Below are 26810 nucleotides of genomic sequence, written 5' to 3' on the forward strand. Positions count from 1 at the left end.
CGTGTCTTTACTTGACTACTTCCGCTCAGAAAAGAAAAACAGTGCGTCACTAGCAAAAGAGCGATTGCAGATCATTGTCGCGCACGAGCGTTCTCAACGAGGAACGCCGGATTACTTACCACAATTAAAACAAGACATTTTAGATGTGATCCGTAAATACGTGAACGTAAGTACCGATGCAGTTCAGGTTCAGTTTGATCAGAACGAAGACGATTTAGCCGTACTTGAGCTAAACGTTACGCTACCTGATGAAGAAAAGAAGTAATTGAAGAAAGGGCGCTTTATAAGCGCCCTCTTTATTTTCGCAATAACTTTCTAAATATGTACGTTTTAATCCCCTTCGTGCAATTAAAACTTTTAACTATGTAACACAAAAATTATAGATAATACCAATTCGCTTAATTAAGTGATCAATTTTGAGGATGGAAAAACGTGTTGATAGCTAGGCAAAAAATTCGCTATTTAGTTGTTCTAAATGAGATTTTTTTAACACAGGTAACGACACGTTTAGCGCCGCAAAATGATTAAGTATTATTGCGGATTGGTATAAGTATTACACAGTAAAAAAAATATCTAGTCTTAAGTATCCCATTCTTTTAAAGCGTCTTTAACGTAGGTATATCGCCAAGAGCTCAATAAATCAGGCTTTATATGACTCTGTTTTTGCTCATTAGTTAACTTCCAATTCCAACTAATCAGTTGATTGACTTGCTTTTTAGAAGCCATAACATCTTCTGGAATATTATGCTCTTTAGCTACTTTAGTGATTTTTTGTTTTATATCTTTTGCTACTTTTTTATAAGTAGGAAAATCAATTAAGCGCTTAAGTACATCAGGGTGCTGAGCATCTGGAACTTCTTTGGCAGCTTCAATACACTTTATTATATCTACACCAGAGCGATTAACTTCAATAGCTTCAACACCTGGAATTTGACGTAGAGCATTTAAACTTGAAGGACCACGTTTGGCAATTTCAGTCATGTTATGTTCTTTTAACACAAAATTAAGCGCCAAATTTTTCTTGATAGCTTTATTTCTTCGCCATACAGCAAGCTCTTTTAACACCGCAAGTTCGTGCGGTTTAAGTTGCCATGCATTTTTAATATCTTTATATAAAAGCTCGTCAGGTGTTTGAAATGCACGTTTTTTGGCAATCAATTCACTTTCGTTTATTACAATGTCAAAGAAGCCAGCGGCATTAATGCGATCGATAATCAGCTCAAAACACGGTAATAAGTAAAAAGTATCAGCAGCCGCGTAGTCTAATTGTTTTTTAGTTAACGGGCGTTGCAGCCAGTTAGTGCGTGACTCGCTTTTATCTATTTCAATACCTTGCAGCTCTTTTACCATAAGAGCAAAACCCATACAGTTACCTTCACCGAGTAGCTGCAACGCAAATTGTGTATCAAATAATGGGGCTGGGACAAAGCCTGCGTACTTTTGAAAAACTTCAATATCTTCTGAAGGAGAATGCAGTACTTTTAAAACCGCAGGATCTTTAAGTATTTCCCAAAAATCAAATAGTGAAAGTTCTGCTAATGGGTCAATAAGCGCTAAATGCTCACCATCAAAAACTTGGATAAGTGCAACTTCTGGATACAAAGTACGACGACGCATAAACTCAGTATCAATAGCTAAAATAGGTTTATTTTTTATTTGTTCAACAAAAGTGTTCAGTTGATTTTGGGTTTCGATCAATTGGTATTGCACTTAATCTCCTACAATAAAAAAGCCGACATATGTCGGCTTTTTTATAGGTTGCTAATCTTTCAAGGCTCTTCGGAGTATCTTACCTACGTTAGTTTTAGGTAACTCATCCCTAAACTCTACCAGCTTGGGGACCTTGTAATTAGTTAAATTATCACGACAGTGACTTATTATATCTTTTTCAGTTAAAGAAGGGTCTTTTTTAACAACAAAAACTTTAACTTGTTCACCACTTACATCGTGAGGAATACCAATAGCAGCAACTTCAAGCACACCTTCGTGCATAGCCACTACCTCTTCTATCTCATTAGGGAAAACATTAAAGCCAGATACGATGATCATGTCTTTTTTGCGATCTACAATAAAGAAGAAACCTTCATCGTCATAAGTTGCAATATCACCTGTTGCAAACCAGCCATCTTTTAAACATTCAGCTGTTGCATCTGGTCGCTTGTAATAGCCCACCATAACCTGCGGGCCTTTCACACACATTTCACCCGGTTCACCTTTAGCGGCCTCTTCACCGTTATCAAGTATTAGCTTAATCTCAGTATTAGGCGCAGGCAAACCAATAGAGCCGTTGTATGCTTCTAAATCATAAGGACTAATAGTTACTAATGGAGAACATTCTGTAAGGCCATAGCCTTCCATTAATTTTGAGCCAGTCACTTTTTGCCACTTTTCAGCAACAGGACGTTGCACGGCCATACCGCCACCAAGTGACATTTTTAAATGACTGAAATCAAGCTCTGCAAAACCTGGTGTGTTTAATAAACCGTTAAATAACGTATTAACACCAGTAATAGCAGTGAATTTATGCTGACCTAGCTCTTTAACAAACCCAGGCATATCTCGTGGATTTGTGATTAATATATTTAAACCACCGTACTTCATAAATGTTAGGCAGTTAGCTGTTAAGGCAAATATATGATAAAGCGGTAAAGCAGTCACAACCACTTCTTCACCACGGTTTAACACTTTGTCTAAACAACCTGAAACTTGTTCAAGGTTACCAACCATGTTGCCATGGCTCAGCATTGCCCCTTTAGATACACCTGTTGTGCCACCGGTGTACTGTAAAAATGCAAGATCAGACAAGCTCATTTCAGGGCGCGTATATTTAGCTTCATCTGCAGCTAAAACGTCTGAAAATTTAATTGTGTTAGGCAAGTTGAACTTTGGCACCATTTTTTTAATGTGCTTCACGACAAAGTTAACTACATGCTTTTTAAGCCCGCCAACCATATCGCCTACTTGCGTGACCACAATATGCTTAACATCAGTATGAGCAAGTGACTTTTCAAGTGTGTCAGCAAAGTTTGCTAGGATGAAAATAGCTGTAGTGTCAGAGTCTTTTAGCTGATGCTCTAATTCACGTACTGTGTAAAGTGGGTTAACATTTACAACCACACAACCTGCACGCAAAACACCTAAAATTGTGACTGGTGTTTGTAGTAAGTTAGGCATCATTACGGCAACTTTGTCACCTTTTTTAAGACCCAAATCATTTTGAATATAGGAAGCAACTTTTTTTGTTGCTGTGTCTATTTCATCGTAAGACATCGTTTTACCCATATTCGTAAATGCAGGTAAATCGGTGTAGTCACTAAAACTTTTTTCGAACACTTCGAGTAACGAGTTGTAATGCTCAGGATCGATTGTTTCAGGCATACCCTCTGGGTAGCGCTTAAGCCAGATTTTTTCCACTCTTAGCCCCTGTTTATAATTATATTTTTATTAACCTTAATCTAAGTAAGGCGCTTTAACAATTGAGCAAATACTCTAATGCAGGAATAATCCCACATTTAACACAAACTTACAATTAACATGCACCATTTTGCAGCATAAAGTCTTGAATATGCTCAAAACAGTGTTCACTGCTTTGCATGTGGCAATGATGCCCACCATCTACATTAATGACCTTCAAGCTATTGTAATAACTAATATACTTTGCCAAATTTTGTTTTACAAACGAATAACCTTCGTTACCTAAAATTAATTGACATGGTGCAATTAAATCTTTTATTGCACCAATACATTGCGCCTCATCAAACCTAAAACCTGAGTGATTTTTGAGCTTTGGATCTGTTGTTAGCACAAAACCATCTCGAACCTGTTTTATATTTCGCTGCATTAATAGCGTAATAAGCTCGCTATTTAAATCGGTTGTTTGAGCGCGTGCTTCATAAATAAGTTCTTTCGATTTATAAATTCTCGACTTTTTATTTTTTAAACGTGCTCTATTTAGTACCGCACTTTTTAACTGTTCACACACACCTTCACTCGGGGTTGTAACACAACCAATTCCCTCAATAAAGGTAACAGACTTTACATAATCGCTAAAGCAGCTTGCAAAAAGTCCTGCAACCATAGCCCCCATTGAATGACCTACTAAATGTACTTTTTTAACACCAAGCGCATTTATAAGTTGGTACACATCATCAATATAATCAATAAAATAATAGTGTGCATCATCACTTCGCCAAGACGATAAACCGTGCCCAACAAAGTCAATGCAGTACCAAGTGTGTTTTGGGTTAACGTTGTTTAACATTGGCATAAAGCTATGGCAGTTGTCTAACCACCCATGCAACGCTATTACTATTTCGTTCCCTGAACCTACTTTTAAGCCATGAATATTTAAATTATTGGTTTCAATATTAAATGGCTGCACGGTAAGTCCTTTATTAATTTAGAGCATCATTATTTATAGCATACAAGTTGTCAGACCACTAACTTAGAAAATGGTGCCAAATTCACGATTTAATTATCTTCCTGGTATCAAATATAGCACTGAGTAGAAAACCAAACTCAATATTTTCAATAACTTAAAAATGGAGTAATAAGCAAAGTTTTTTTAACATATTAATTTTGAGTACCTTTTAAACAAATAAAAGGTGAGAGCACCATATATAGATAGCTTATAACTAGTATAATTTAAATAAATAGAACTAACAGCGTTAACTACAATTCTATGTATATAAAATCAAAGTATAAATTATAAATATCTCAGATATTCATTTATTTATCATCCTATCTGTATACAATATCAGCGGCTATTAAATAAGGTACACTCATAAGGTACAACCATGAAAAAACAGATCAGCTTATTGGCACTTTTATGCACCGCTTCTGGTGCTTACGCAGAATCAGCACCTAAAAATGTAATTTATATGATTGGTGACGGCATGGGTCCGGCTTACACCACGGCTTATCGCTATTTTAAAGACGACCCTGCAACAAAAGAAGTAGAAGGCACGGTTTTTGACACTATTTTAAAAGGCATGGCTCATACCTACCCTGATGACCATACTTATGTAACAGACAGTGCTGCGGGTGCTACAGCGCTTAGTAGCGGTCATAAAAGTTATAATGGCGCAGTTGCTGTAGATACAGACAAAAAACCAGTTAAAACTATGCTTGAAATAGCAAAAGAGCGTGGTATGACAACAGCGCTTGTTGTAACGTCACAAATAAACCATGCAACGCCTGCTAGCTTTACAGCTCACAATGAATCTCGTTACAACTATGATGATATTGCTAACGATTATATTGATAATAAGATTGCTGGTAAATTACCCGTTGATTTAATGCTAGGTGGCGGTACTAAATATTTTATTCGTGATGACCGTAATTTAGTTGAAGAATTTAAAGCGGCAGGTTACCAATACGGTGACGATATTAATAATCTGGGCCAAATTACACAAATACCTGCCATTGGTTTGTATGCAAGCAAAGGCCTGCCATTTGCACTTGATATAAACCCAACTCGCCTTACTCAGTTAACATCTAAAGCGCTTGGTTTACTAGATAACCAGAACGAAGAAGGCTTTTTTGTGATGATTGAGGGCAGCCAAATTGATTGGTGTGGTCACTCTAACGATATAGCCTGTGCGATGGCTGAAATGGACGACTTTGCTAAATCAATCGAAAAAGCAAAAGCGTACGTTGATAAAAATAAAGACACTATACTTGTAGTCACAGCCGATCACTCAACGGGCGGTTTAACTATTGGTTCGCACGGCCAATTTAAATGGGAAACAGACGTAATTAAGGGTGTTAAGGCAACTGCTAGTAAGTTAACTGACAAACTTATGGAGTCTAAAGACTTAAAACCAGTATGGACTGCTAACACCAATATTGAATTTACAACCGAAAACCAAATCAAACTTGAGCAAGCTAAAAAAATGGGCGAAAAAGCGCTTAATTTAGCTGTTAAAAGTATTATTAGTGATGCGAGCTTTACTGGCTGGACAACCGGCGGACACACCGCTGTAGACGTTCAAGTATTTGCCTATGGCAAAGGCAGTGAGCAATTTATTGGCTCACAAAATAATACTGATATTGCCGATAAGCTAATTGGCTTTATTGAACAGTAATACCAATCCGCAATAATACTTAATCAATTTGAGGGGTTAAATCTGACGTTAACTACGTTAAAAATTTCTGATATAGAACAACTAAATAACGAAATTTTTGCCTTGTTATCGACACGATTTTCTTCCCTCAAAATAGATCACTTAATTAAGCGAATTGGTATAATTTCACCTCGTTTTTAACACAAAAAGCCCGAACACATGTTCGGGCTTTTTATTAAATTTTATCACTGTATTTATCTAAACGTTTGAATGAGCTTTAAGCGTATATATCAACGCCTATTAAATTTTGTACTTCGGCTCTGCGTTCTAAATTTGCAAATTCAGTATAAGTAGAAATCGCTTTGCTTACTTGAGCTGTCGGTTGGTCGTAAATTGTTTGGCTGTATTCATTGCTTTTAGCACTGCTTTTAAACAGTTGATTAGCCAGTTCGACGCCCTCGACACTGCTTTTTACATAATCGGTATTCGTTTTTTGAGCAGCCGGCTGGTCTAATAAACTCTGTGGTTTATTAGTAACAACTTTAGTAGGGCTAACCCTACCCGGAATATCTCCGGTAAAAAAACCTGAACCAATAGGCAGCGTCATTACGCGTCTCCAACCTTAATATCGCATAAAATTATGATTTAAAAACAACCAATTTGCAAATAATATGATTACTCACGTCCTGGTAGCTTTTTCCACGTTACCGTATCGCGCACATATTTAGGTTGAGCGTCACTCGCTTTTACAACGTCACCCGCTAAAAACGCGGCTTCAACATGCGCTAACATATAACGCGCATCAGGCAATGTAATATCAGTATTAATTGTCACGTTTTCAAAGTCATTAAGCGCATCAGGATAGGTTTTAAAGCCCGTGCCTACCGCTACAGATGGCTCATTGGTCGCTATATAATCATTGTTTAGTAAATCAGGTTTTATAACGCATTCTTGGTTAACTAAAAGCATTAGATTATTTTGCGCTTGGTAATGTGCAAAGTATATCTCCCCCATACGCGCATCTATGCTTGGATAAACACTCACACTACCGTTTTGTTCAAACGCTTGTTGCGCCATAATAGCCAAAGTAGACACACCTACAAGCGGCAAATTAGTTGAATACGCTAAACCTTGCGCTATTGCTACACTAATACGCACACCAGTAAAACTGCCCGGGCCTTGCCCAAAACCAATGACATCTAAGTCTTTTAATTTACAGTTTGCTTTAGTTAATAGCTCATCCACAAGTGGAAGTATTTTTTGGCTATGTTGCTGCGGACATTCTTCAAAATGATGAAATGTTTGGCCCTGAAAATGTAAAACAATTGAAAGTGCTTCAGTTGAAGCATCAAGGGCAAGAATATTACTTTTGATCATTTTATTACTCTAATTAATTTGTTTTAAAAATGTATTGGCATCTTCTAAGCTTCGCGTGCGGCGCATCGGCGGTAAGCTTTTTAAAAATACTTGGCCATATTGGCGTGTAACTAAGCGATTATCGCATATTACAAGTACGCCTTTGTCTTTACTATCTCGAATTAAACGCCCTACACCTTGTTTTAGCGCAATAACAGCCTGCGGTAATTGTATGTGTGAAAAAGGGTCTTTTCCCTGCATTTGGCAATCTTGCATTTTAGCTTGAAGCAATGGATCGTCAGGGGCTGCAAATGGCAATTTGTCTATAATAACACAGCTTAATGTGCTGCCGCGTACATCAACGCCTTCCCAAAATGAAGCCGTGCCCAGTAATACAGCATTACCATGGCGAGTAAATTTCTCTAAAATAATACGCTTAGACATTTGCCCCTGCATATAAACTGGGTAGTCTATTTGTGTGGTGAGCCCTTCGGCAACTAAGTGCATCATTCGATAGCTCGTAAATAACACAAAACAACGCCCTTGCGCTGACTTTATAAGCTCAAGTGTTAATTTTACAATTGCATGGGGCATATTATCAGCGTGCGATTCAGGTAAGTAACGCGGTAAACACAGCAACGCCTGATTAGGGTAATCAAACGGGCTATCTACCATCATGCTTTGCTTTGGTTTTAAACCAAGGCTTGCATTAAAGTGCTCTAGTTTGTTGTCGACCGAAAGTGTTGCTGAAGTAAATACAAAGCCTGCGCCCGTGTCTTGCATCATTTGAGCAAACTTAGCTGATACATTTAATGGCGTTATATTAATTGTTAAATAACGGCGCGTTGTTTCATACCAATAACTAAAGCCGGTTTGGGCTGTATCAAAAACCCGCTCTAACTGTCCTTTAAACGCAAGTGCACGTTCAAATGGATGCTCAATTTTGTCGCTTCTATCTAGGCAAAGTTTAAGTACTTGATAAACAAAATCTAAATCACTGATCACACGATGAAGTGCCGCGCATATTTGTTTATCACTTAGCTTTTCTCGCCAATCGCCTCTACTGCCATCAACACCAAACTGTAATCGTAAATCAGCAACGCTTGTTTCAAGCTTATTTAAGCTTTTACCTAGCTGCAGCATATCGGGAATTTCGGCTCTATAAATAGCACGTAAATCATTAATTAAATCCACCAGCTTTTTAGTACTAATACTCTCACCAAAATAATCACTGGCAATTTCGCTTAACTGGTGGGCTTCATCAAATATATACGCGTCAGCTTTTGGCATAAGCTCAGCAAAGCCACTTTCTTTTACGGCCATGTCGGCAAAAAATAAATGATGGTTAATAACAACCACATCAGCATCAGCTGCTGTTAATCGTGCTTTGCGTATATAACAGCTTTGAAAATCTGGACACTCTTTACCTAAACAATTATCGGCGGTTGAATTTACATAAGGCAGTACTTTCGCGTCATCTTCTATACCAATGCAATCGGCTAAATCGCCTGATTGCGTTTCACTGGCAAACTTAGCCACCATCGCTAGTTGGTGCATTACGTCGGAGTCATCAGTAGGTACATGCGCAACATGCTGATTAAGTCGGTAGGTACATAAGTAATTGGCACGCCCTTTTAATAAGGCGGTTTTTTTAGAAGCACCTAGCGCTTTCACTAATTGAGGTAAATCGCGGTGATATAACTGTTCTTGTAAGGCTTTAGAACCAGTCGATATTATCGTTCGGCCTTTTGATTTAAGTGCAGGGGCTAAATATGCAAATGTTTTACCAGTACCCGTGCCTGCTTCAACAACTAATTGCGAACTGTTTTTTAATGCATCTGCAACAGCTACTGCCATATCAATTTGTGGTTGGCGAGGCGTATATCCATCTAACGATGACGCCAAAGGCCCGGTTGCACTAAACAGCTGTTTGATAATACCAATCACTTTAAAATAAATAATAGCGGGATTTTACGTAAGCAAAGCATTTAGGGCAAGTAATTACAAAATCGACTTTTATTTTATGATGCAACACACGTTTCAATAATGTGATTAACCACTAAAGTTTACAACAAACACTGTATTTATAACGTACATTTAATTTAATAATGACAATATTTACAAAGCCACATTTCCTATTAACTCTTACTAAAAACAATCCTCATTAAAAGCTATATTTAGGCATAAATACTGTGACTCTCAAATATTACAGGAGTAACATACGCGGGTTTATAATCCTCCTTTTTGTGTGTCGTTTAAAAAATAGTTAAGGTTAATCAATGAATGCTTGGTACCTCATTTGTTTTCTCTCTGCAATTGCAATTTTTATAGCCTTTGCAAACCAGTACATCCTCAAAATGCAAACTACTATTGCCATTACTACCGGCTCTGTGGTTATTTCTTTATTACTGATTATTGCAGTAAAATTATTAGGCGATCAGAACGCATTAGCAATGACCCAAATTGTTTCCAGTATTGACTTTAACGAGTTACTACTTAAAGGCATGTTGGGGTTTTTACTTTATGCGGGTGCGCTCGAAATAAACCTACTTGCCCTGCGTAAGCAGCGGTGGGAAATTACTGCCCTGGTATTATTTTCAACCATTGCTTCCACATTTATAGTGGGTTATTTGAGCTTTTATTTATTTTCAGTTTTTGGTTTTGATGTCCCTTTTATTTATTGTTTACTGTTTGGTGCGCTTATTAGCCCAACCGACCCTATCGCTGTACTTGCTATTATTAAACAAATGCGAGCGCCAGAAGGCATCTCAGTTCAAGTAGAAGGAGAGTCGCTATTTAACGATGGTATTGGTTTAGTTATATTTACCACTATATTTTCTGTTGCTTTTTATGGCACAGATGCACAATTTGGTGACATAGCAGAGCTATTCTTTGTAGATGCAATAGGGGGCATTGCGTTTGGTTTAGTCATTGCATTAGTTGGCCACTTTTTAATTATTAATAGCCGCGATGTAAATATTCGCTTATTAATTACCTTAACTATCCCAACAGCAGGTTTTGCTGCAGCAAATATTTGGGAAATATCTGGCGCACTTGCCATGGTAACCAGTGGCATATTAATGGGTAATATTACCCGCACTAAAGCAACCGAGCGCACAGGGCCTGAAGATACCCGCTACGTAAAAGATTTTTGGCATGCAACCGACAGCTTTCTAAATGCTCTACTGTTTTTAATAATAGGTATGCTAATAGTCACTATGCCAATCACGCTTGGAGAAATTGGTTTAGGCTTATTAATGGTACCTGTTGTATTACTAGCACGCTTTATAAGTGTAGGCGCACCATTTGTAATTTTTAAACGCTTTAGAACTTACGATAAACACAGTGTTAAAATTTTGACCTGGGGTGGACTACGTGGTGGCCTTGCTCTGGCAATGGCGGCAGCAATCCCACGCGAGCAAGTTTTTGTAGGCGGTTCAGACCTACATAACCTAATCGTTATTGTTACTTACGTAGTGGTTATATTTTCTATTATTGTACAAGGCTTAACTATTTCGCCGCTTATTCAAAGTAGCATTAAGTCAGCTGAGCAAGCCAAGTAATAAATGCTTTGTCTGCAACACATTCAGTAACCAAGTTATTATAAAAATCACTTGGTTACTGTTACTCATGTGTTACAAAAACACTTTAAAGTTCTATAAATTGTTATCCTTTTTATTTATCTGCTTTGTTTAAATTAATCCGCTTGAAATGCAAATGAAAACAATTATAATTTTGACTTTTCCTCTACAGGGCTTTTCGATGTCCATAAATAATTCTCACATGTTTTTAAATTTTGTGTCTCTGAGCAAACGACAATTTCAATGTTTTTTTATGCTTTTTATAATGGTCATGGCAAGCTTTAGTGTTTCAGCCTCGCCTAATGAGCAAACAAAAATAAAACAAATTGCACAGCTTGCAGAGTATGTAGGTGTTGATTACGTGGCAGCTGTTGGGAATGGTGAAATACTTGATCCTGACGAATATCAAGAAATGACTGAATTTTCGCACGTTATTATTGAGCAAGCTGGACAGCTATCAAGCCAAACAAATGAGTTTGATACAGTAAAGGCACAAGCTAAAGCCCTGCATACAGCGATTGCCAATAAAGCGAGTGTTGCCGATGTACGTGCAGCAAGCTCAGCGCTTCGTGAGTCGCTACTGACCTTTATGCCGCAACTATCGTTACCTACATCACTACTTCCTGTCGAGCAAACTAAAGCGCTTTTTGCTGCTAACTGTTCAATGTGTCACGGCCCAAGTGGTCAAGGCGACGGCCCGCTTGCAAAAAACTTATCGCCAGAGCCTACCAACTTTACCGATGAAGAACGCGCAACTAACCGCTCATTAATGGGTTTATTTGACGCTGTAAGTAATGGTATTAACGACACGCCAATGGTTGCTTTTACTCAATTTAATGAACAACAACGTTGGTCTTTAGCTTTTTATGTAGGTAGCTTGGCATTTAAAGATGTTCAAAAACCACAAAATCTAGAGCAAAACATTACCGCTTCGCAGATTGTAAACTTAAACCCTGCACAATTATCGGCAGGTCAAAGTGAAGCACAAGCACATTACGTTAAATGGCTTCGTGGTAATCCAGAGCAACTATTTACCGGTAAAAAGAATCCGATAACGGTTACTCGCACGCAGTTACTTGCAGCGCAAGCCGCGCATGCTAAAGGCAATTACTCACAAGCAAGTGATTTAGCAATTAGCGCTTACCTAGATGGCTTTGAGCTTGTTGAAAACAACTTAAATGCCTACGACGAAACACTGCGTAAAAACATCGAAGTACAACTGATGAACCTGCGCCAAACATTTAAAAACGAGAAAGATACAGCCATCGTTGGCGAAAAAGTAAGTGCAGCGCTAGCTCAACTCGCTAAAGCAGATAGCATGCTAAACGAAACCAAACTAACTGATGGTGCACTCCTCTCAGCGAGTTTAGTTATATTACTACGCGAAGGCCTAGAAGCACTCCTCGTTATTATTGCCCTTATGACCGTACTTATTAAAACTAAACGCCAAGACGCACTTAAATATGTACATGTTGGTTGGGTAACCGCACTTATTGCTGGTGGCTTAACGTGGGCTGCGGCGCAAACATTAATAGAAATAAGTGGTGCAAGTCGCGAAGTTATGGAAGGTGCTGGTGCATTGTTTGCCGCTGTAATTTTACTTTATGTTGGCGTATGGATGCACAGTAAAACCAGCGCGCAGCAATGGCAAAAATACATCAAAGACAATATAGATAAGCGTCTTGAGTCGGGTACATTATGGGGTTTAGCAGGGCTTTCGTTTATAGCCGTATACCGTGAAGTATTCGAAACTGTATTGTTCTATCAGTCTTTATTAACGCAAAGCTCGCCTGCCCAATATTCATCTATTGCTTCGGGTTTTGCGATAGCTGTAGCAATACTGGCTATTATTACGTGGGTATTAATTAAGTACTCAATTAGATTACCGGTTGCTAAGTTTTTTGCCATTACCACTTACCTATTATTTGCACTCTCGTTTGTGCTTATGGGCAAAGCCGTTATTGCATTACAAGAGGCCGATATAATAGGTATTACTCCGCTACCAATGAGCTTTGATATTGCATGGCTTGGTATAAAGTCAACATGGCAAGGTATTGTGGCTCAAGTATGTGTGTTCGCTATATTTAGCTTTTATATATTTAAAAGCAAAAACCAAGAGTAATGCCTATCTGCTTAAGAGTTTAAGCTAATTGGCATAAGCAAAATACATAGTAAAAAGGCCCGCAAGGGCCTTTTTGAGTTAATTGCTTATGTATTTAGTAAAGTTGGTATTATCAAGCCCATGTATCTAAATGGGTGTTTTCGTCATCATCTACGTTAGACTTTTTTTTACTATTTTGATCATCAAGCATATTGAGCTTTTTCTTTTTTTGTAACTCACGCCTTTTTTTATTCTCTAGTTCAACTTTTTCAGCGGCAGCCCCACTTTGCACACCCGCAATATGAAAAGCACTTTTTGACTCAACTTCTAGCCTAGTTATTCTTCCTAAATAAGGGATCATAATATCCATAAGTACTTCCTTATTTTTTCATTTTATTCATTAACCACTTGGTTTGAGTGATAAACAACCAATTGTTGGCGAAAATTGCGCTTATTATCTTAATATTATCGACAGTTATAACATATGCTTTAATTAAGCTAAAAAAAACTTGCCATAATATAGCTGTTTATGTTTTTATGAATGCGAAATTTATTTAAACAGATAACAACTGAACGTTACTATATCAACGAGCAGTTACATAGGATAAAAAATGCGCTTAAACCTGACAACAGTACATCATCACCACCATTCACCGGAATAACCTGTCAGGTCTTTCGCTGAGAGGTTATTCCTAAAAGGAACCTCTGGCGATTCAAATAACATTGATTCATTTTCGCCCTGAGGTTCCCCTCGGGGTTTTTAGTTTTTAAATTAAAGGAAAATGAATAATGAACAACAGTAATCGTCTACGTATCGCCATCCAAAAAGGCGGCCGCCTATCTAAAGATTGTCAAGATCTGCTTAAACAGTTAGGTGTTAAACTTAACCTTCGTGAACAACGCTTAATTGCACACTCAACTAATATGCCAATTGACGTACTACGTGTGCGCGATGACGATATTCCGGGTTTAGTAATGGACGGTGTATGTGACTTAGGCATAGTTGGCGAAAACGTACTTGTAGAAGTTCAAGCAGAACGTGAACGACAAGGTGTTCCAAGTGAAGTAACCAAACTTTCAAAACTAGACTTTGGTTACTGTCGTCTTGCACTTGCATGGCCACAAGAGCTTGGCGCTCGCGATAAGAGCTGGTTTGAAGGCAAACGTATTGCGACTACCTACCCAGAAATCTTAACTCAGTGGTTAAAGCGCGAAGGTATTAACGCAAGTACAGTAATGCTTACGGGTTCTGTTGAAGTAGCACCGCGTGCGGGTTTATCTGATGCAATTTGTGATTTAGTATCTACTGGCGCAACACTTGAAGCTAACGGCTTGATTCAAGGCGAAACAATTTTAGAATCAAACGCGTGTTTAATTCAAAATAAAGATCTTCAAGATGCTGACAAACTAGCACTAATCAATAAGCTTATGCCGCGCCTACGTGGTGTTAGACAAGCTAAAGAAAGCAAATACATCATGCTACACGCACCAAAAAACAAACTTGATGAAATTTGTGAAATTTTACCAGGTTCTGGTCAACCTACTCTACTTGCCCTTGCTGGTAACGATGAATACGTAGCACTTCACATGGTAAGCAGCGAAACATTATTTTGGGAAACAATGGAGCAGTTAAAAGCCTTAGGCGCTAACTCTATTTTAGTTATGCCAATTGAAAAAATGATGGAGTAAGTGCCATGCTTCGTTGGAATGAGGAATCTTCACAAGTACAAGCAGCGGCGCTAATGCGCCCTGCAGTTTCTGCCAGTGCCAAGGTTGAAGCTATATGCAAAACTATTTTAGCTAACGTAAAAGAGCAAGGCGATGAAGCCTTACTTAGCATGGCTAAAGAGTTTGATAATAGATCTAACCCTCGCTTATGTGTTCCGCTTGATGAAATTAACGCATCAGAGCAAGCACTGAGTGCAGAGCTTAAATACGCAATTGATACCGCTTATGCAAACGTTAAACGTTTTCACGAAGCGCAATTGCCAAAAGATATTAAATTATCGACCCAACCAGGCGTTGTATGTGAACTGAAATATCAAGCCATCGAAGCAGTCGGTATTTATGTACCCGGTGGCAGTGCTCCACTGCCATCGTCGGTTATTATGCAGGGTGTATTAGCGCAGTTAAGCGGCGCAAAAACCGTTGTACTTGCTACACCAGTACAAGGTGATAAAGCGATTAACCCTGCTATTTTATATGCAGCTAAGTTATGTGGCATTACTACTTTGATAGAAAGTGGTGGCGCAGGCGCAATTGCAGCAATGGCTTATGGCACCGAATCGGTTCCTAAAGTGAACAAAATATTTGGCCCAGGTAATAGCTTTGTAACAATGGCTAAACAGCTCGTTGCGCAAACTATTCCAGGTATGGCAATTGATATGCCAGCAGGTCCGTCTGAAGTACTTGTTATTGCAGATGAACGTGCAAACCCAGAATTTATAGCCGCCGATTTACTCTCACAAGCAGAGCACGGTGCAGACTCGCAAGTTATTTTATTATGTAACAGCGAAAGTATAATAGAACAAACTCAGCAGGCACTTACACGCCAGTTGGCTAATTTGAGTCGCAAAGAAACAGCCGAGCAAGCGCTCGCTAATTCATCGCTTATTTTAGTTGATTCAATTGAGCAAGCATTTGATGTATCGGCGCAATACGGGCCAGAGCACTTAATTTTACAACTAGGCGATGCAACACCATACCTAGATAAGGTTAAAAATGCAGGCTCAGTATTTGTAGGTGACTACACGCCAGAATCTGCAGGCGATTACGCATCAGGTACTAACCACGTGTTACCAACATATGGTTACAGTGCAACATATTCTAGCTTAAACTTGCTTGATTTTTTTCGTACATACACAGTGCAAACAATTACTAAAAGTGGTTTAACACAGCTTTCAAAAGCTATTTTACCACTTGCAGATGCAGAAGGCCTTGATGCCCACGCTAATGCGGTTTCAATTCGTTTAGAGGCAATTAAAAATGAGCAATGAGAGCGCACAAGCGTCTAGCTTATTACCTAAGAATATTGCAGCCCTTGCTGCATACAGCTCTGCAAAAAGTGAAAAGCTAACCGGTACTACGTGGCTAAATGCTAACGAAAGCCCGTATGCTAAAAACCTTGAACTGAGTATTGAAGATTTAAATCGCTACCCTGATCCTCAACCGCAACTGGTTATTGACCGTTACGCAGCTTATACAGAGCTTGAAAGCGAAAATGTATTAATGACGCGCGGCGCAGATGAAGGCATTGAGCTTTTAGTGCGCACATACTGTGAGCCAGCCAAAGATAGTATTGCGCTATTTTTACCAACCTACGGTATGTACAAAGTAACCGCCGATACACACAACGTTGGTATTAACGCGCTTACCCAAGAATTATTATTAAGTGGCAGTGCTGACGAAATAGTTGCAGCTGTTGGCAGCTCAAAACTGGTATTTATTTGTAACCCAAATAATCCAACGGGCAGCCTAACACCACTTGATAAAGTAAAAGCGATTGCAACAGCACTTGCAGGTAAGGCACTGGTTATTGTTGACGAAGCCTATATAGAGTTTTGCCCAAAGCAAAGCGCGACTAAGCTTATTAATGAGTTTAGTAATGTAGTGGTTTTGCGTACGCTTTCTAAAGCCTTTGCGCTAGCGGGGCTCAGAACGGGCTTTACGCTTGCACAAGCGAGCGTACTAGCGCCAATTCGTAAAGTCATTGCGCCGTATCCGGTATCGGGCGTAGTAGCAAGTATTGCAGCGCAAGCAATTGCACCTGATGCAATTACATCAATGCGCCGCCAAGTTACTATTTTAAATAGCTTAAAAGCTAAGTTAGTGGATTGGCTAAACGCATCCCCTGCTGCATTAAAAATTCTCACTGGTGAAGGTAACTTTGTTACTTTAAAATTAGCCGATAAAAACTACTTTAAAATTGCACTTGAGCAAGGTTTGGTTATGCGCGCTTTTACGCTATACGGTGAAGACGACTGGCTACGAATTTCAATTGGCAGTGAACAAGAACTTGAACAAGTAAAAATTTGGTTAGATGGCTTACAAACGCCAGCTTCCACAGCATCTTTAGCAGGAAACGAAGTATCATGAGTAACCCCTATTTATTTATCGACCGCGACGGCACTATCATTGAAGAGCCAATTACCGACAAACAGGTAGATAGCCTTGAAAAGCTAGCATTTTTACCTGGTGTTATTCCTGCGTTGTTACAATTACAAGCTGCAGGTTACCGTTTAGTTATGGTATCTAACCAAGATGGTTTGGGCACAGATAGCTTCCCTACTGCTGATTTTGACATAGCACAAGACAAAATGATGGACATAATGCAAAGCCAAGGCATTAGCTTTGACGAAGTATTAATTTGCCCTCACTTTAACGAGCAAAACTGCGATTGCCGTAAACCTAAAACAGGATTACTTACCGAGCTTATGCGCTCAGGCAAAGTAGATTTAGCACGCTCTTTTGTTATTGGCGACCGCGAAACTGATATTGGCCTTGCTCAAAATCTATGTTGTGAAGGTATTTTATACGACGGCGATTGGAGTGCGATAGTGACTAAATTGACCACCGCAAACCGCGAAGGTCGTGTTACACGAAACACTAAAGAAACCCAAATTGATGTAGCCATAAACTTAGATCAAACTAAAAATGGCAGCATAGACACCGGTCTTGGCTTTTTTGATCACATGCTTGACCAAATTCGCACGCACGCAAACATTGGTTTAAACATTAAAGCCAAAGGCGATTTACACATAGATGAGCACCACCTGGTTGAAGACATTGGTATTGCTCTTGGTGTCGCACTTAAACAAGCGCTTGGCACTAAATCACAAATTGCACGCTATGGTTTTGCTCTTCCTATGGATGAATGTAAAGCTGAAGCACAAATTGATTTATCAGGTCGTGCATCATTTGTATTAAACGCTAACTTTAGCCGCGAAAAAGCCGGTGATTTAGACGTACAAATGGTTGAGCACTTTTTCAAAAGCTTAAGTGATAACGCCGCCATTAGCCTTATTTTATCGGTAAGCGACGGGAACTGCCATCACCAAGTAGAAGGCTTATTTAAAGCGTTTTCACGTGCACTTCGCATGGCAGTAGCACAAGATACGACCCAACAAACAGCCAGCTCTAAGGGATGTTTATGATTGCCATAATTAATACCGGTTGTGCCAATATAAATTCAGTACGTTTTGCGTTTGAACGCTTAGGGCAAACGCCAACAGTAATTACTTCACCAGAGCAATTAGCGGGTTTTGAGCGCGCTATATTACCAGGTGTAGGTCATGCGTCGGTTGCTATGAAACGCCTAGTCGATAACGGCTGGCAACAAGCTATAAATGAATACCAGCGCCCGCTTATGGGTATTTGTTTAGGTATGCAGTTACTGTGCGAAAGCACCGAAGAAGGTAACGTACAGTGCCTAGGTAAAATACCAGGGCAAGTAAAAGCGCTTGATGTAGGCAATTTAACGTCGCCGCATATGGGTTGGAATAACTTAAGCGTTAATAAAGAGCATGCATTAACTAAAGGGCTGACGCTCGATGAGCAAGTGTATTTTGTTCACAGCTTTGCGCACACCGTAAACGACGCCACACTAGTGAGCGGCGAATATGGTCAAACCTTTTCAGCCATTGTTGCTAAAGACAATTACGCAGGCATGCAATTTCACCCAGAGCGCAGCGCAAAAGTTGGCGCACGTTTATTACAAAATTTTGTTGATTGGCAGTTATAAGCTGCCCATTAACTAACAAAAAAGAGATTATTTGTGATTATTCCAGCATTAGACGTATTACAAAATCAAATTGTGCGCTTGTATCAAGGTAAATACGACACAGCACAGTTTTACCCTTTCGAACTTGGCGCGCGTTTAAAAGAATACGCCGACAGCGGCGCAGGTAAACTACACCTTGTTGATTTAGAAGGTGCACGCGATCCAAGTAAAAAGCAGTGGAAACATATTCAAGCTGCAACCAAAGCACTTAACGTACCATATCAAGTGGGCGGCGGTATTCGCTCAGAACAAGATGTAAGTGATTGGCTTAAAGCCGGTGCAAACCAAGTTGTTATTGGTTCAATGGCAGTAGAAAAACGCGAACAAGTAAAAGCCTGGATTGAACAATTTGGCGCAGAGCACTTTGTAATTGCCCTTGATGTAAATAAAACAGCCACGGGCTGGGCACCTGCTACACACGGTTGGTTAAGTGAATCTGAATTTGGTTTACTTGAGCTGGTAGATTTTTACGTGGGCTTAGGTGTTATTGACTTTTTATGCACGGACATCAGTAAAGATGGCACCATGACGGGTCCATCGTTTGAGCTTTACGAAGACTTAACTCGCCACAACAGCACAATTAAAGTGCAAGCCTCAGGGGGCGTAAGCTCACTTGACGACATTAAAAAGCTTAAAGAGCTAGGTGTAGGCGGCGTTATTTTAGGTAAATCATTGCTTGATGGCGCATTTAGCGTTGAGGAGGCATTGGCATGTTATCAAAACGCATAATCCCATGTTTAGACGTTAAAGACGGCCAAGTAGTTAAAGGCGTTAAGTTTAAAGGTCATGAAGTTGTTGGCGACATTTTGACAATGGCTAAAGCCTACAGCGAAGCTGGCGCCGATGAACTGGTTTTTTACGAAATCAGTGCAAGCGTTGAAAAACGCCTACTTGATGTAAACTGGGTAGAAAGTATTGCACGCAATATCGATATTCCATTTTGTGTAGCCGGCGGTATTAAATCAGTAGCTGATGCAGCGCGTGTTTTAGAGCGCGGTGCTGACAAAATAAGCATTAACAGCCCTGCTATTGCGCGCCCTGAACTTATTAAAGAATTACACGATGAGTTTGGCAAGCAATGTGTTGTTGTTGGCATAGACAGCTTTTTTGATGAAACGACTGGTGAATATTTAGTTTACCAATTAACTGGCGATCCTAATGCATCAAGCCGTACGCGTTATAAAACACAAGAATGGGTTAAACGCGTACAAGACTTAGGCGCCGGCGAAATTGTATTAAACTGTATGAACCAAGATGGCGTTCGTAACGGTTACGACAACGAGCAACTCAGTAAAATTCGCGAGCTATGTAACATTCCTTTAATCGCCTCTGGCGGTGCGGGTAGCATGCAAGATTTTGTTGATGTATTTAAACAAAGCAAAGTAGATGGTGCATTAGCCGCCAGCGTTTTTCATAAAAATGTGATTAACATTGGCGAACTAAAACAATTTTTAACAGATAACCAAGTGGCAGCAAGATTATGCAAGTAACACAACAAAACCAAGCTCAAGTCGATTTCGCTAAAAGTGAAATGATCCCTGCTATTATTCAAGATGCCCGCTCGGGTGTTATTTTAATGCAAGGCTTTATGAACAGCGAAGCACTAAACGTTACGCTTGAGAGTAATAAAGTAACGTTTTACTCGCGTTCAAAATCGCGTTTATGGACTAAAGGTGAGTCATCAGAAAACTACTTAAACGTAGTATCTGTGCATACCGATTGTGACTACGATTCAATTTTAGTACTTGCCAACCCAGAAGGCCCAACGTGCCACTTAGGCACACAAAGCTGTTTTGGTGATGAAGCAAAACCAAGTTTAAGCTTTTTAGCACAGTTAGAAGATGTGATTGTTGCGCGTAAAAATGACGACCCTGAAAAAAGCTACACTGCCTCATTATTTGCAAAAGACTTAAGCCGTAGTTGTCAAAAGGTAGGTGAAGAAGGCGTAGAAGTTGCCCTTGCCGCTATGAAACACGATAACGATGAGCTAACTAACGAGTCTGCTGATTTAATTTATCACCTTACCGTATTGCTACAACGCCAAGGCTTAGCCCTTGAAGATGTAGTTAAATGCTTGCAAGGTCGCCATAAATAGCACCTGTTACAGAAAATTACAAAAGGCTCATATTTTATGGGCCTTTTTGTTTTTCGCTTTTAATTGAGTAAATTATGTATGGTATAGTGCGAGGCTCAATTAATCGGTTACTGTGAACTATGAAAAACTATATTATTCCTTCTATTGTCGCATTTATTTTAGCAGGCTGTACCAGCAAAACTAATCAGACTACAACTACAGCAACCACTACTACAACGAATCAGTCTGTAAAAACCACAGTAACACTCGATGAATGCAGCACCATAAATAACCTAATAAATGGTTATGAGTCTGGTTTTAATTCAATCAAAACAGATAAAGTAAATAACCAGTTTACTAATCAATGGCGTACTAATACTCATATTATTGGAGCAACCTGTACGGTTACTTTAAATAAGTCAGAGCAAGCAAGCTACCAATGCCAAACACCTGTTAAAACACAAACGCAAACAGTAAAGTCTCATCAAAAACTGGCTAAGCAATTACGCCAATGCTTAACCACAACAGGTTGGTTTGAAAGCCAAAAAGAAACAGCAAGTTCAATTTACAGCACCTTTGTACTTGATACTAAAACCCCTGTCATTACACTCTCTACCAATCAAGAAGGTAATGGGTTCACTACTCGCTTTGAAATTGCACCACCATTAGGGCTTTAATAATGCGCCAATTAAATCAAAACAAAAAACCATCTAAATTTAAAACTGATTGCCTAGGAATATGCGAAAGGCGCAGCGGTTACTGCACAGGTTGTGGGCGCACAAATGAGGAGATTTTTGATTGGATAATATTATCTGAAGATGAAAAAAAAGCGATTTTAGAAACACCACGAGCAGATGCTAACTCATAACAAATAAAGCCCCTAAATGTTAAAAGTAACAGTTAACTAAAAACTTTTTACTTGTTGTGGCTATTCATTTTAGTTGCGCTAATACAGCTTTCGACTACTTGCTCAAATGAGTTATTAATATCTATATTTATAACATTGGGCTCATCTTCTTTTGGAACTTCTAGCGCTTCAAATTGGCTTTTGAGTAAATCAACAGGCATAAAATGCCCTTTTCTGTCCTGCATACGGCTTTTAACCAGTTCAAAATCACCATAAAGATGTAAAAAGGTAATACTTATATTTCCGTCACATATTTGTTCTCGGTATTTCTTTTTTAATGCAGAGCAGACTATTACCGCAATTTCATTTTTCTTTTCAATGCTAAATGCAGCATCACGTATTCTTTCTAGCCAAGGCACACGATCAGCATCGTTTAAAGGCTGCCCAGATGACATTTTTAATATATTAGCCTTGGGATGTAAGTCGTCTCCGTCGATAAATTTAGCGCCAATGCGCTTTGCTAATGCATCACCCACACTTGACTTTCCTGTGCTTGAAACCCCCATTACAATATAAACACGACCTACATTTGTGTTACTCATGTATTTACCCTCGCCTTAATTTAATAATTAATTATTTTCAATGTATATATTATATTGAGTTACGGGTAACATGTTACCCGTAACAAATACGAAAGTGAAGTTAAACACACACTAAACATCATAATTCACACTGAATATAAGTAGGGAAAAATGTCAGATTTATCATTAATACTAACAGCGGCAGGCTCCATATTTTTATTGCTTTTCTTAGTAATGAAAGTACGACTACATGCTGTCGTTTCTTTGATCCTTGTTTCTATGATTGCAGGATTATTCTCAGGAATGAGCCCTGAAATAATTGCCGCTACAATTCAAAAAGGAATGGCTGGAACACTAGGCTTTGTAGCGGTGGTGGTCGCTTTAGGCGCCATGTTTGGCAAAGTAATGGAAGAAACCGGCGCGCTGGATCGTATTGCCCACACACTTTTACACCGTTTTGGAGAAAAAAACGCTAATTGGGCGCTTACCTTTACGGGCTTTATTTGTGCCCTCCCCCTGTTTTTTGATGTAGCCGTTGTACTTTTAATCGGTATTGTTTTTGCGGTGGTAAGAAAAGGCGGTGGCAGCGTTGTTAAAATTGGTATTGGGCTACTTGCTGGGATAGCGTCTTGTCAGGCGTTTCTTATTCCTGCGCCAGGGCCGATTTTGGTTGCCTCTCAATTAGGCGCTGACTATGGTTATATGATTTTATTTGGCCTTATTGCTGCCATACCAGCAATGATCATAGGAGGTCCAATTTGGGGCTCTATTATTTCTAAATCTATTCATGTAGAACTCCCACAGCACGAACAAATCGACGATAACCAAAGAGTGGGTAAAGGCACGCCTAGTTTTGGATTAGCATTAGGTTTAATTGCTCTGCCATTAATTATGATTAGTTTAAATACTATTGGTAGCCGCTTTGTTGAAAAAGACTCTGATTTATATAATTGGTTAGCTTTTATAGGTCATCCATTTACAGCAATTTTAGTTGCCTGCCTAATGGCATTTTATTTGCTCGGTGCAAGGCGCGGTGTCCCTAATGCTAGCATCATGGAAATTTGTGGTAGTGCCTTACAACCTGCAGGAATTATTATTCTTGTCACTGGTGCCGGTGGGGTATTTAAACAAGTATTAGTTGATTCAGGAGTAGGTACGGCACTGGGTAATTACTTAGCTGGCTCAGGCTTACCGATTGTAATACTCGCTTTTGTATTATCAGCCGCTGTGCGGGTCATTCAAGGCTCTGCGACAGTAGCTATGCTTACAGCGTGTGGCTTAATTATTCCAATGCTTCAGCCTTTAGGCCTTGATGGAGCGCAGCTTGCCGCTGTTACCATCGCTATTGGTGGGGGCTCTATTGTGCTCTCCCATGTAAACGACTCAGGATTTTGGTTAGCGAGTCGCTATCTCGGTTTGAGCGAAATGCAAACTCTTAAAACATGGACAGTAATGGAAACCATTATTGGTACTGTTGGCGCACTTGTCGCTATGATTATTTCTCTGTTTTTGTAAATTTACAGTGCGTAGAGCTATCACACATATAAAAATTACCTGAGCCTTTTGTTATTTAGGCTCATATAATTAGAGTATTTAAACACTTTCACCTAGATGTACTATATAACCAGTATCAATTACTTGCTTATAATTCATGCTAGTATCCAAATCGGAATTAATCCGGCACAACAATTCTCTTCCCGCAACATTACCTATCTGATAACGAGGGGTGATCACACTTGCTAATTGAGGCACCATTGCTTGGCCAATATCATGACCATGAAAACCCACAACCCCCATTTGGCTAGGCACTAAAATGTTGTTTCGCTGGCACTCAAAAATAGCCCCAATTGCTAAATCATCATTAGTACAAAACAAACAATCAGTATTTGGGTAGTCAGTACGCGCTTTTTGTAAAAGTTCAGCACCTAAACTGTAAGATGAAGCTTGATCAGTCATCACACTTTTAGGCGTAAAGCCTTTAGCTAACATAGCTTCTGAATAACCTTGAAATTTTAGGCGTGTTCGTACATCGAGCCTTGCACCTATATAAACAATATTTCGATAGCCTTTATTTAAAAGTGCTGTCGTCATATCAAAAGCTGCTTTAACGTTATCAAAACCAACCGCTTGCTGCATAGGAGAGTGATGAGTATCCATTATTTCAATCACAGGTACACCTGACATTTCAATCATTTTTAGCGTTCTGTCTGTATGTGTGGTTTCTGATAAAATTAAACCATCAACGTGGTACGACAATAAATACTCAACCCGTTTTTCTTCAATTTCAGGGTTATAACCATAATGGGCCAACATTGTTTGATATCCTGCAGGCCCTGTTACATCTTCAATACCTCTTATAACTTGAGCAAACACGTGATTCGTTAACGATGGAACTAGTACACCAATAGAGTAGCTTTTAGCATTAGAGAGTAAATCAGGGGCTTTATTTGCAATGTAACCTAGCGTATCAATAGCTGCACTAATTTTAGTGCGAGTAGACTCTGATACTTTTTCGGGATTACGTAAATAACGACTCACCGTCATTTTGGTTACACCAACCGCATCGGCGATATCTTGAAGAGAAGAACGTTTGTTTTTTTTCATCACACACAATTAAATAAAATGTTACTTGTAACATACCAACTATTGTGAAAAATCACTACTTTTAGCCATTTTTATTTAGGTTATCGCTAAGCGATTACCCAAGAGATTTAAATAACCTAGATCTATTTTAATGAATAAAACTGTATTTGTACCAATAACATTAAACAGAGGCTCAGATACTCCGAGCCTCATCGTAATTAAAAACTTATAGCAATCTCAACAATTGCGAACCAGGTACGCCGCTTTGTGGTAATAACGCGGGGGTAACTGCAAATACTTCTGGGATTTTACTTTTGATTTCATCCATCTTTTTACGGTTATTTTGTTTATCATAAACATAATATTTAAGGATATTTCCGTATACATCGTCTTTTGCATCAACCTGCTCTAGGGTTTTTAACGCTTTATCGTAATCATCAAGGTAAATGTATGCCAGTGCTAAGTTATCAGCAGAGCCAACATGCAGCTTACCTTCAAGCTGTTTTGATAAATCTTCAAGCTCTGCAACAGCAAGCTCATAACGCCCTAGCTGTATATAGGCCGTTGCTAGTGAATTTTTTAAAAAGTAAGGTGGGTTACTGCCCGGCTCGTACCATTTTTCGTAAGCACTCAATATGTCTTCATATTGCTCAAGTTTAGAGTAAACGTGATTTAGCAGCCTAAAGCTTTGTAGTTTGATTTCAGCTTCTTCAAAACCAGTAAGTTTGTCTCTATTCAAGTGCCAATCTTGAATGCCTTGCGCAGCTTGGTTTAACAGTTCAGGTGTATCACTTTTTGCCCCAGCAGCGCTTTTTAGAAGCTGTGCAAGTTGTTGTTTATATTCTTCACTTTTAACAGGAGCCTGAGACGTATTATTACTTTGCTGTTTGTTATCTGAACTACCGTCTACAATTTGCGCTGCAGCTAAAGCACTAAAAGACATTGCCGCCGCAACCATAACCAAATATTTACTTTTCATTGTTTTTTCCTTGTTTAACATTTTGATCCTCTGAATATTAAAACTCTTAGAATGAGCAATATTCAAAAGTGGGGGGGTAAAAAAGTTAGGCGAGCTTCCAGCACTTTGCTCTTGTAGCAATAAACTTGCTAAATCCAATTGGTATTTACCTTTTAGCTTTTGCATACACAACTCATCACAGCTAAGTTCGAGTTGCTCTCTTGCTAAACCAGTTAACTTTAAGCAAATAGGATTCCACCAAAAAACGCTTTCTATAAAACAAATAAGCCACGTCCAATAAATATCACCTTGTTGTAAATGAGTTACCTCGTGTTGAATGACTGAATCTAATTCTTTACGGTGTGTCATCGTCGACTCTAACCAAATAACAGGCTTTATTAACCCGGTAGCAAAAGCAGGTTCTGTATGGGTTGTTAGTCTAATTAGATACTGATTGTTGATGTGGTTAAGTTCAGGACTTGGCTTTGAGTTAATGTATAAATTTTTTATAAGCTTTACATATAAGCCCACGCGTAATAAAAACAATCCAAAACCAGCTAAAACTAAAACCATAAAAACATTACTAAGTGATGGCAATAAGTCCCATATAACCATATCGCTTTGTAATTCGTCCTTAGTTGCTACTTGTTCAGCATTTGGTATTAATGCTTTAACATCGGGAATCAATTGCGCCACGTTAAATGTGTAACGATTTGCCCCTTCAAATAACGGTAACTGGGAAAAATATTGCCAAGGGACAAACCAACATGCCAAGGCAATCATTAAAATGTAAAAGTTTAATCGTGCTGGGGCATTTTTAAGCCCTTTTACTGTAAGCAAAATACATAAGCTAATAAGTGTGCAAGTTAGTAAATAATCCGTCAT

Annotated in this window: 25 protein-coding genes; 15 read left to right on the top strand and 10 right to left on the bottom strand. The window is 39.0% G+C overall.

Going from position 1 to position 26810, the window contains the following annotated elements:
• Position 1: 1 nt before the first annotated feature.
• Complete coding sequence (gene minE, locus CXF64_RS10170; RefSeq protein ID WP_004334706.1) at positions 2-265, top strand: cell division topological specificity factor MinE; 264 nt, start codon at positions 2-4, stop codon at positions 263-265.
• A 314-nt stretch (positions 266-579) separates the two neighbouring features.
• Here the strand turns inward: minE and rnd are convergent, their stop codons facing one another.
• The 3 genes from rnd to CXF64_RS10185 form a co-directional block, all read right to left on the bottom strand.
• Positions 580-1710 (bottom strand): ribonuclease D, encoded by a 1131-nt coding sequence (gene rnd / locus CXF64_RS10175; protein WP_007583273.1) that lies wholly within the window; start codon positions 1708-1710, stop codon positions 580-582.
• 51 nt (positions 1711-1761) lie between these two features.
• Positions 1762-3414, bottom strand: coding sequence for a long-chain-fatty-acid--CoA ligase FadD (fadD, locus tag CXF64_RS10180; protein ID WP_101216940.1), 1653 nt, complete (start codon positions 3412-3414; stop codon positions 1762-1764).
• Positions 3415-3529: 115 nt separating this feature from the next.
• Positions 3530-4381: an alpha/beta hydrolase gene (locus CXF64_RS10185; protein ID WP_101216941.1), complete on the bottom strand. Its 852-nt coding sequence runs from the start codon at positions 4379-4381 to the stop codon at positions 3530-3532.
• A 415-nt stretch (positions 4382-4796) separates the two neighbouring features.
• Between CXF64_RS10185 and CXF64_RS10190 the strand changes: the two genes are divergently transcribed.
• A complete protein-coding gene (locus CXF64_RS10190; protein WP_007580632.1) occupies positions 4797-6086 on the top strand; it encodes an alkaline phosphatase in 1290 nt (429 codons plus the stop codon).
• A gap of 256 nt (positions 6087-6342) precedes the next feature.
• On the opposite strand, the gene CXF64_RS10195 is transcribed toward CXF64_RS10190, so the two are convergent.
• The 3 genes from CXF64_RS10195 to CXF64_RS10205 form a co-directional block, all read right to left on the bottom strand.
• Complete coding sequence (locus CXF64_RS10195; protein ID WP_007580633.1) at positions 6343-6672, bottom strand: hypothetical protein; 330 nt, start codon at positions 6670-6672, stop codon at positions 6343-6345.
• Between the two features lie 68 nt (positions 6673-6740).
• The gene (tsaB, locus tag CXF64_RS10200) at positions 6741-7442 is read right to left on the bottom strand and encodes a tRNA (adenosine(37)-N6)-threonylcarbamoyltransferase complex dimerization subunit type 1 TsaB (protein ID WP_024607770.1); all 702 of its coding nucleotides are present in this window, start codon (positions 7440-7442) and stop codon (positions 6741-6743) included.
• A 9-nt stretch (positions 7443-7451) separates the two neighbouring features.
• Positions 7452-9368, bottom strand: coding sequence for an ATP-dependent DNA helicase (locus CXF64_RS10205; RefSeq protein ID WP_101163490.1), 1917 nt, complete (start codon positions 9366-9368; stop codon positions 7452-7454).
• Positions 9369-9700: 332 nt separating this feature from the next.
• Between CXF64_RS10205 and CXF64_RS10210 the strand changes: the two genes are divergently transcribed.
• Complete coding sequence (locus CXF64_RS10210; RefSeq protein ID WP_007580638.1) at positions 9701-10984, top strand: cation:proton antiporter; 1284 nt, start codon at positions 9701-9703, stop codon at positions 10982-10984.
• Between the two features lie 283 nt (positions 10985-11267).
• Complete coding sequence (locus CXF64_RS10215; RefSeq protein WP_101217058.1) at positions 11268-13124, top strand: cytochrome c/FTR1 family iron permease; 1857 nt, start codon at positions 11268-11270, stop codon at positions 13122-13124.
• A gap of 112 nt (positions 13125-13236) precedes the next feature.
• Here CXF64_RS10215 and CXF64_RS10220 read toward each other — a convergent pair whose 3' ends face one another.
• Positions 13237-13473 (bottom strand): hypothetical protein, encoded by a 237-nt coding sequence (locus CXF64_RS10220; RefSeq protein WP_101163489.1) that lies wholly within the window; start codon positions 13471-13473, stop codon positions 13237-13239.
• A gap of 419 nt (positions 13474-13892) precedes the next feature.
• Between CXF64_RS10220 and hisG the strand changes: the two genes are divergently transcribed.
• The 10 genes from hisG to CXF64_RS10270 all read left to right on the top strand — a co-directional run bounded on the left by hisG (position 13893) and on the right by CXF64_RS10270 (position 21824).
• Positions 13893-14792 (top strand): ATP phosphoribosyltransferase, encoded by a 900-nt coding sequence (gene hisG, locus CXF64_RS10225; protein ID WP_007580644.1) that lies wholly within the window; start codon positions 13893-13895, stop codon positions 14790-14792.
• A 5-nt stretch (positions 14793-14797) separates the two neighbouring features.
• Complete coding sequence (gene hisD, locus CXF64_RS10230; RefSeq protein WP_007580646.1) at positions 14798-16099, top strand: histidinol dehydrogenase; 1302 nt, start codon at positions 14798-14800, stop codon at positions 16097-16099.
• Positions 16089-17198: a histidinol-phosphate transaminase gene (hisC, locus tag CXF64_RS10235; protein ID WP_101216942.1), complete on the top strand. Its 1110-nt coding sequence runs from the start codon at positions 16089-16091 to the stop codon at positions 17196-17198. The genes hisD and hisC overlap by 11 nt, the downstream gene beginning before the upstream one ends.
• Positions 17195-18256 carry a bifunctional histidinol-phosphatase/imidazoleglycerol-phosphate dehydratase HisB gene (hisB, locus tag CXF64_RS10240; protein ID WP_007580650.1) on the top strand — a complete coding sequence of 354 codons (1062 nt, stop codon included), beginning with the start codon at positions 17195-17197 and terminating at the stop codon, positions 18254-18256. The genes hisC and hisB overlap by 4 nt, the downstream gene beginning before the upstream one ends.
• On the top strand, positions 18253-18843 hold the full coding sequence (gene hisH, locus CXF64_RS10245; protein WP_002960265.1) for an imidazole glycerol phosphate synthase subunit HisH: 591 nt from the start codon (positions 18253-18255) through the stop codon (positions 18841-18843). Before hisB ends, hisH begins: the two co-directional genes overlap by 4 nt.
• A 33-nt stretch (positions 18844-18876) precedes the next feature.
• Complete coding sequence (locus tag CXF64_RS10250; RefSeq protein WP_010552951.1) at positions 18877-19611, top strand: 1-(5-phosphoribosyl)-5-[(5-phosphoribosylamino)methylideneamino] imidazole-4-carboxamide isomerase; 735 nt, start codon at positions 18877-18879, stop codon at positions 19609-19611.
• Complete coding sequence (gene hisF, locus CXF64_RS10255) at positions 19593-20372, top strand: imidazole glycerol phosphate synthase subunit HisF (RefSeq protein ID WP_024611092.1); 780 nt, start codon at positions 19593-19595, stop codon at positions 20370-20372. The genes CXF64_RS10250 and hisF overlap by 19 nt, the downstream gene beginning before the upstream one ends.
• Positions 20363-20977, top strand: a complete 615-nt coding sequence (hisIE, locus tag CXF64_RS10260; protein WP_007580656.1) for a bifunctional phosphoribosyl-AMP cyclohydrolase/phosphoribosyl-ATP diphosphatase HisIE — start codon at positions 20363-20365, stop codon at positions 20975-20977. Before hisF ends, hisIE begins: the two co-directional genes overlap by 10 nt.
• 119 nt (positions 20978-21096) lie before the next feature.
• Positions 21097-21633, top strand: coding sequence for a hypothetical protein (locus tag CXF64_RS10265; protein ID WP_101216943.1), 537 nt, complete (start codon positions 21097-21099; stop codon positions 21631-21633).
• Between the two features lie 2 nt (positions 21634-21635).
• The gene (locus tag CXF64_RS10270) at positions 21636-21824 is read left to right on the top strand and encodes a DUF1289 domain-containing protein (RefSeq protein ID WP_002960277.1); all 189 of its coding nucleotides are present in this window, start codon (positions 21636-21638) and stop codon (positions 21822-21824) included.
• 47 nt (positions 21825-21871) lie between these two features.
• Here CXF64_RS10270 and CXF64_RS10275 read toward each other — a convergent pair whose 3' ends face one another.
• Complete coding sequence (locus CXF64_RS10275; RefSeq protein WP_101216944.1) at positions 21872-22405, bottom strand: gluconokinase; 534 nt, start codon at positions 22403-22405, stop codon at positions 21872-21874.
• Positions 22406-22555: 150 nt separating this feature from the next.
• Here CXF64_RS10275 and gntU point away from each other — a divergent pair, with 150 nt between their 5' ends.
• Positions 22556-23899: a gluconate transporter gene (gene gntU, locus CXF64_RS10280; protein WP_101216945.1), complete on the top strand. Its 1344-nt coding sequence runs from the start codon at positions 22556-22558 to the stop codon at positions 23897-23899.
• Between the two features lie 78 nt (positions 23900-23977).
• Here gntU and gntR read toward each other — a convergent pair whose 3' ends face one another.
• On the bottom strand, positions 23978-24988 hold the full coding sequence (gene gntR / locus CXF64_RS10285; protein ID WP_101216946.1) for a gluconate operon transcriptional repressor GntR: 1011 nt from the start codon (positions 24986-24988) through the stop codon (positions 23978-23980).
• A gap of 205 nt (positions 24989-25193) precedes the next feature.
• Positions 25194-26810 carry a M56 family metallopeptidase gene (locus CXF64_RS10290; protein WP_101216947.1) on the bottom strand — a complete coding sequence of 539 codons (1617 nt, stop codon included), beginning with the start codon at positions 26808-26810 and terminating at the stop codon, positions 25194-25196.

Source organism: Pseudoalteromonas sp. GutCa3 (genome assembly GCF_002836155.1).
GTDB classification, from domain to species: Bacteria; Pseudomonadota; Gammaproteobacteria; order Enterobacterales; family Alteromonadaceae; genus Pseudoalteromonas; species Pseudoalteromonas arctica.

What these genes read in the sequence shown, in the direction of transcription:
- CXF64_RS10190 (WP_007580632.1), top strand. Translation starts at nt 4,797, where the DNA reads ATGAAAAAACAGATCAGCTTATTGGCACTTTTATGCACCGCTTCTGGT.
- CXF64_RS10195 (WP_007580633.1), bottom strand. Translation starts at nt 6,672, where the DNA reads ATGACGCTGCCTATTGGTTCAGGTTTTTTTACCGGAGATATTCCGGGT.
- tsaB (WP_024607770.1), bottom strand. Translation starts at nt 7,442, where the DNA reads ATGATCAAAAGTAATATTCTTGCCCTTGATGCTTCAACTGAAGCACTT.
- CXF64_RS10210 (WP_007580638.1), top strand. Translation starts at nt 9,701, where the DNA reads ATGAATGCTTGGTACCTCATTTGTTTTCTCTCTGCAATTGCAATTTTT.
- CXF64_RS10215 (WP_101217058.1), top strand. Translation starts at nt 11,268, where the DNA reads ATGGTCATGGCAAGCTTTAGTGTTTCAGCCTCGCCTAATGAGCAAACA.
- CXF64_RS10220 (WP_101163489.1), bottom strand. Translation starts at nt 13,473, where the DNA reads ATGGATATTATGATCCCTTATTTAGGAAGAATAACTAGGCTAGAAGTT.
- hisG (WP_007580644.1), top strand. Translation starts at nt 13,893, where the DNA reads ATGAACAACAGTAATCGTCTACGTATCGCCATCCAAAAAGGCGGCCGC.
- hisD (WP_007580646.1), top strand. Translation starts at nt 14,798, where the DNA reads ATGCTTCGTTGGAATGAGGAATCTTCACAAGTACAAGCAGCGGCGCTA.
- hisC (WP_101216942.1), top strand. Translation starts at nt 16,089, where the DNA reads ATGAGCAATGAGAGCGCACAAGCGTCTAGCTTATTACCTAAGAATATT.
- hisB (WP_007580650.1), top strand. Translation starts at nt 17,195, where the DNA reads ATGAGTAACCCCTATTTATTTATCGACCGCGACGGCACTATCATTGAA.
- hisH (WP_002960265.1), top strand. Translation starts at nt 18,253, where the DNA reads ATGATTGCCATAATTAATACCGGTTGTGCCAATATAAATTCAGTACGT.
- hisF (WP_024611092.1), top strand. Translation starts at nt 19,593, where the DNA reads ATGTTATCAAAACGCATAATCCCATGTTTAGACGTTAAAGACGGCCAA.
- hisIE (WP_007580656.1), top strand. Translation starts at nt 20,363, where the DNA reads ATGCAAGTAACACAACAAAACCAAGCTCAAGTCGATTTCGCTAAAAGT.
- CXF64_RS10265 (WP_101216943.1), top strand. Translation starts at nt 21,097, where the DNA reads ATGAAAAACTATATTATTCCTTCTATTGTCGCATTTATTTTAGCAGGC.
- CXF64_RS10270 (WP_002960277.1), top strand. Translation starts at nt 21,636, where the DNA reads ATGCGCCAATTAAATCAAAACAAAAAACCATCTAAATTTAAAACTGAT.
- CXF64_RS10275 (WP_101216944.1), bottom strand. Translation starts at nt 22,405, where the DNA reads ATGAGTAACACAAATGTAGGTCGTGTTTATATTGTAATGGGGGTTTCA.
- gntU (WP_101216945.1), top strand. Translation starts at nt 22,556, where the DNA reads ATGTCAGATTTATCATTAATACTAACAGCGGCAGGCTCCATATTTTTA.
- gntR (WP_101216946.1), bottom strand. Translation starts at nt 24,988, where the DNA reads ATGAAAAAAAACAAACGTTCTTCTCTTCAAGATATCGCCGATGCGGTT.
- CXF64_RS10290 (WP_101216947.1), bottom strand. Translation starts at nt 26,810, where the DNA reads ATGACGGATTATTTACTAACTTGCACACTTATTAGCTTATGTATTTTG.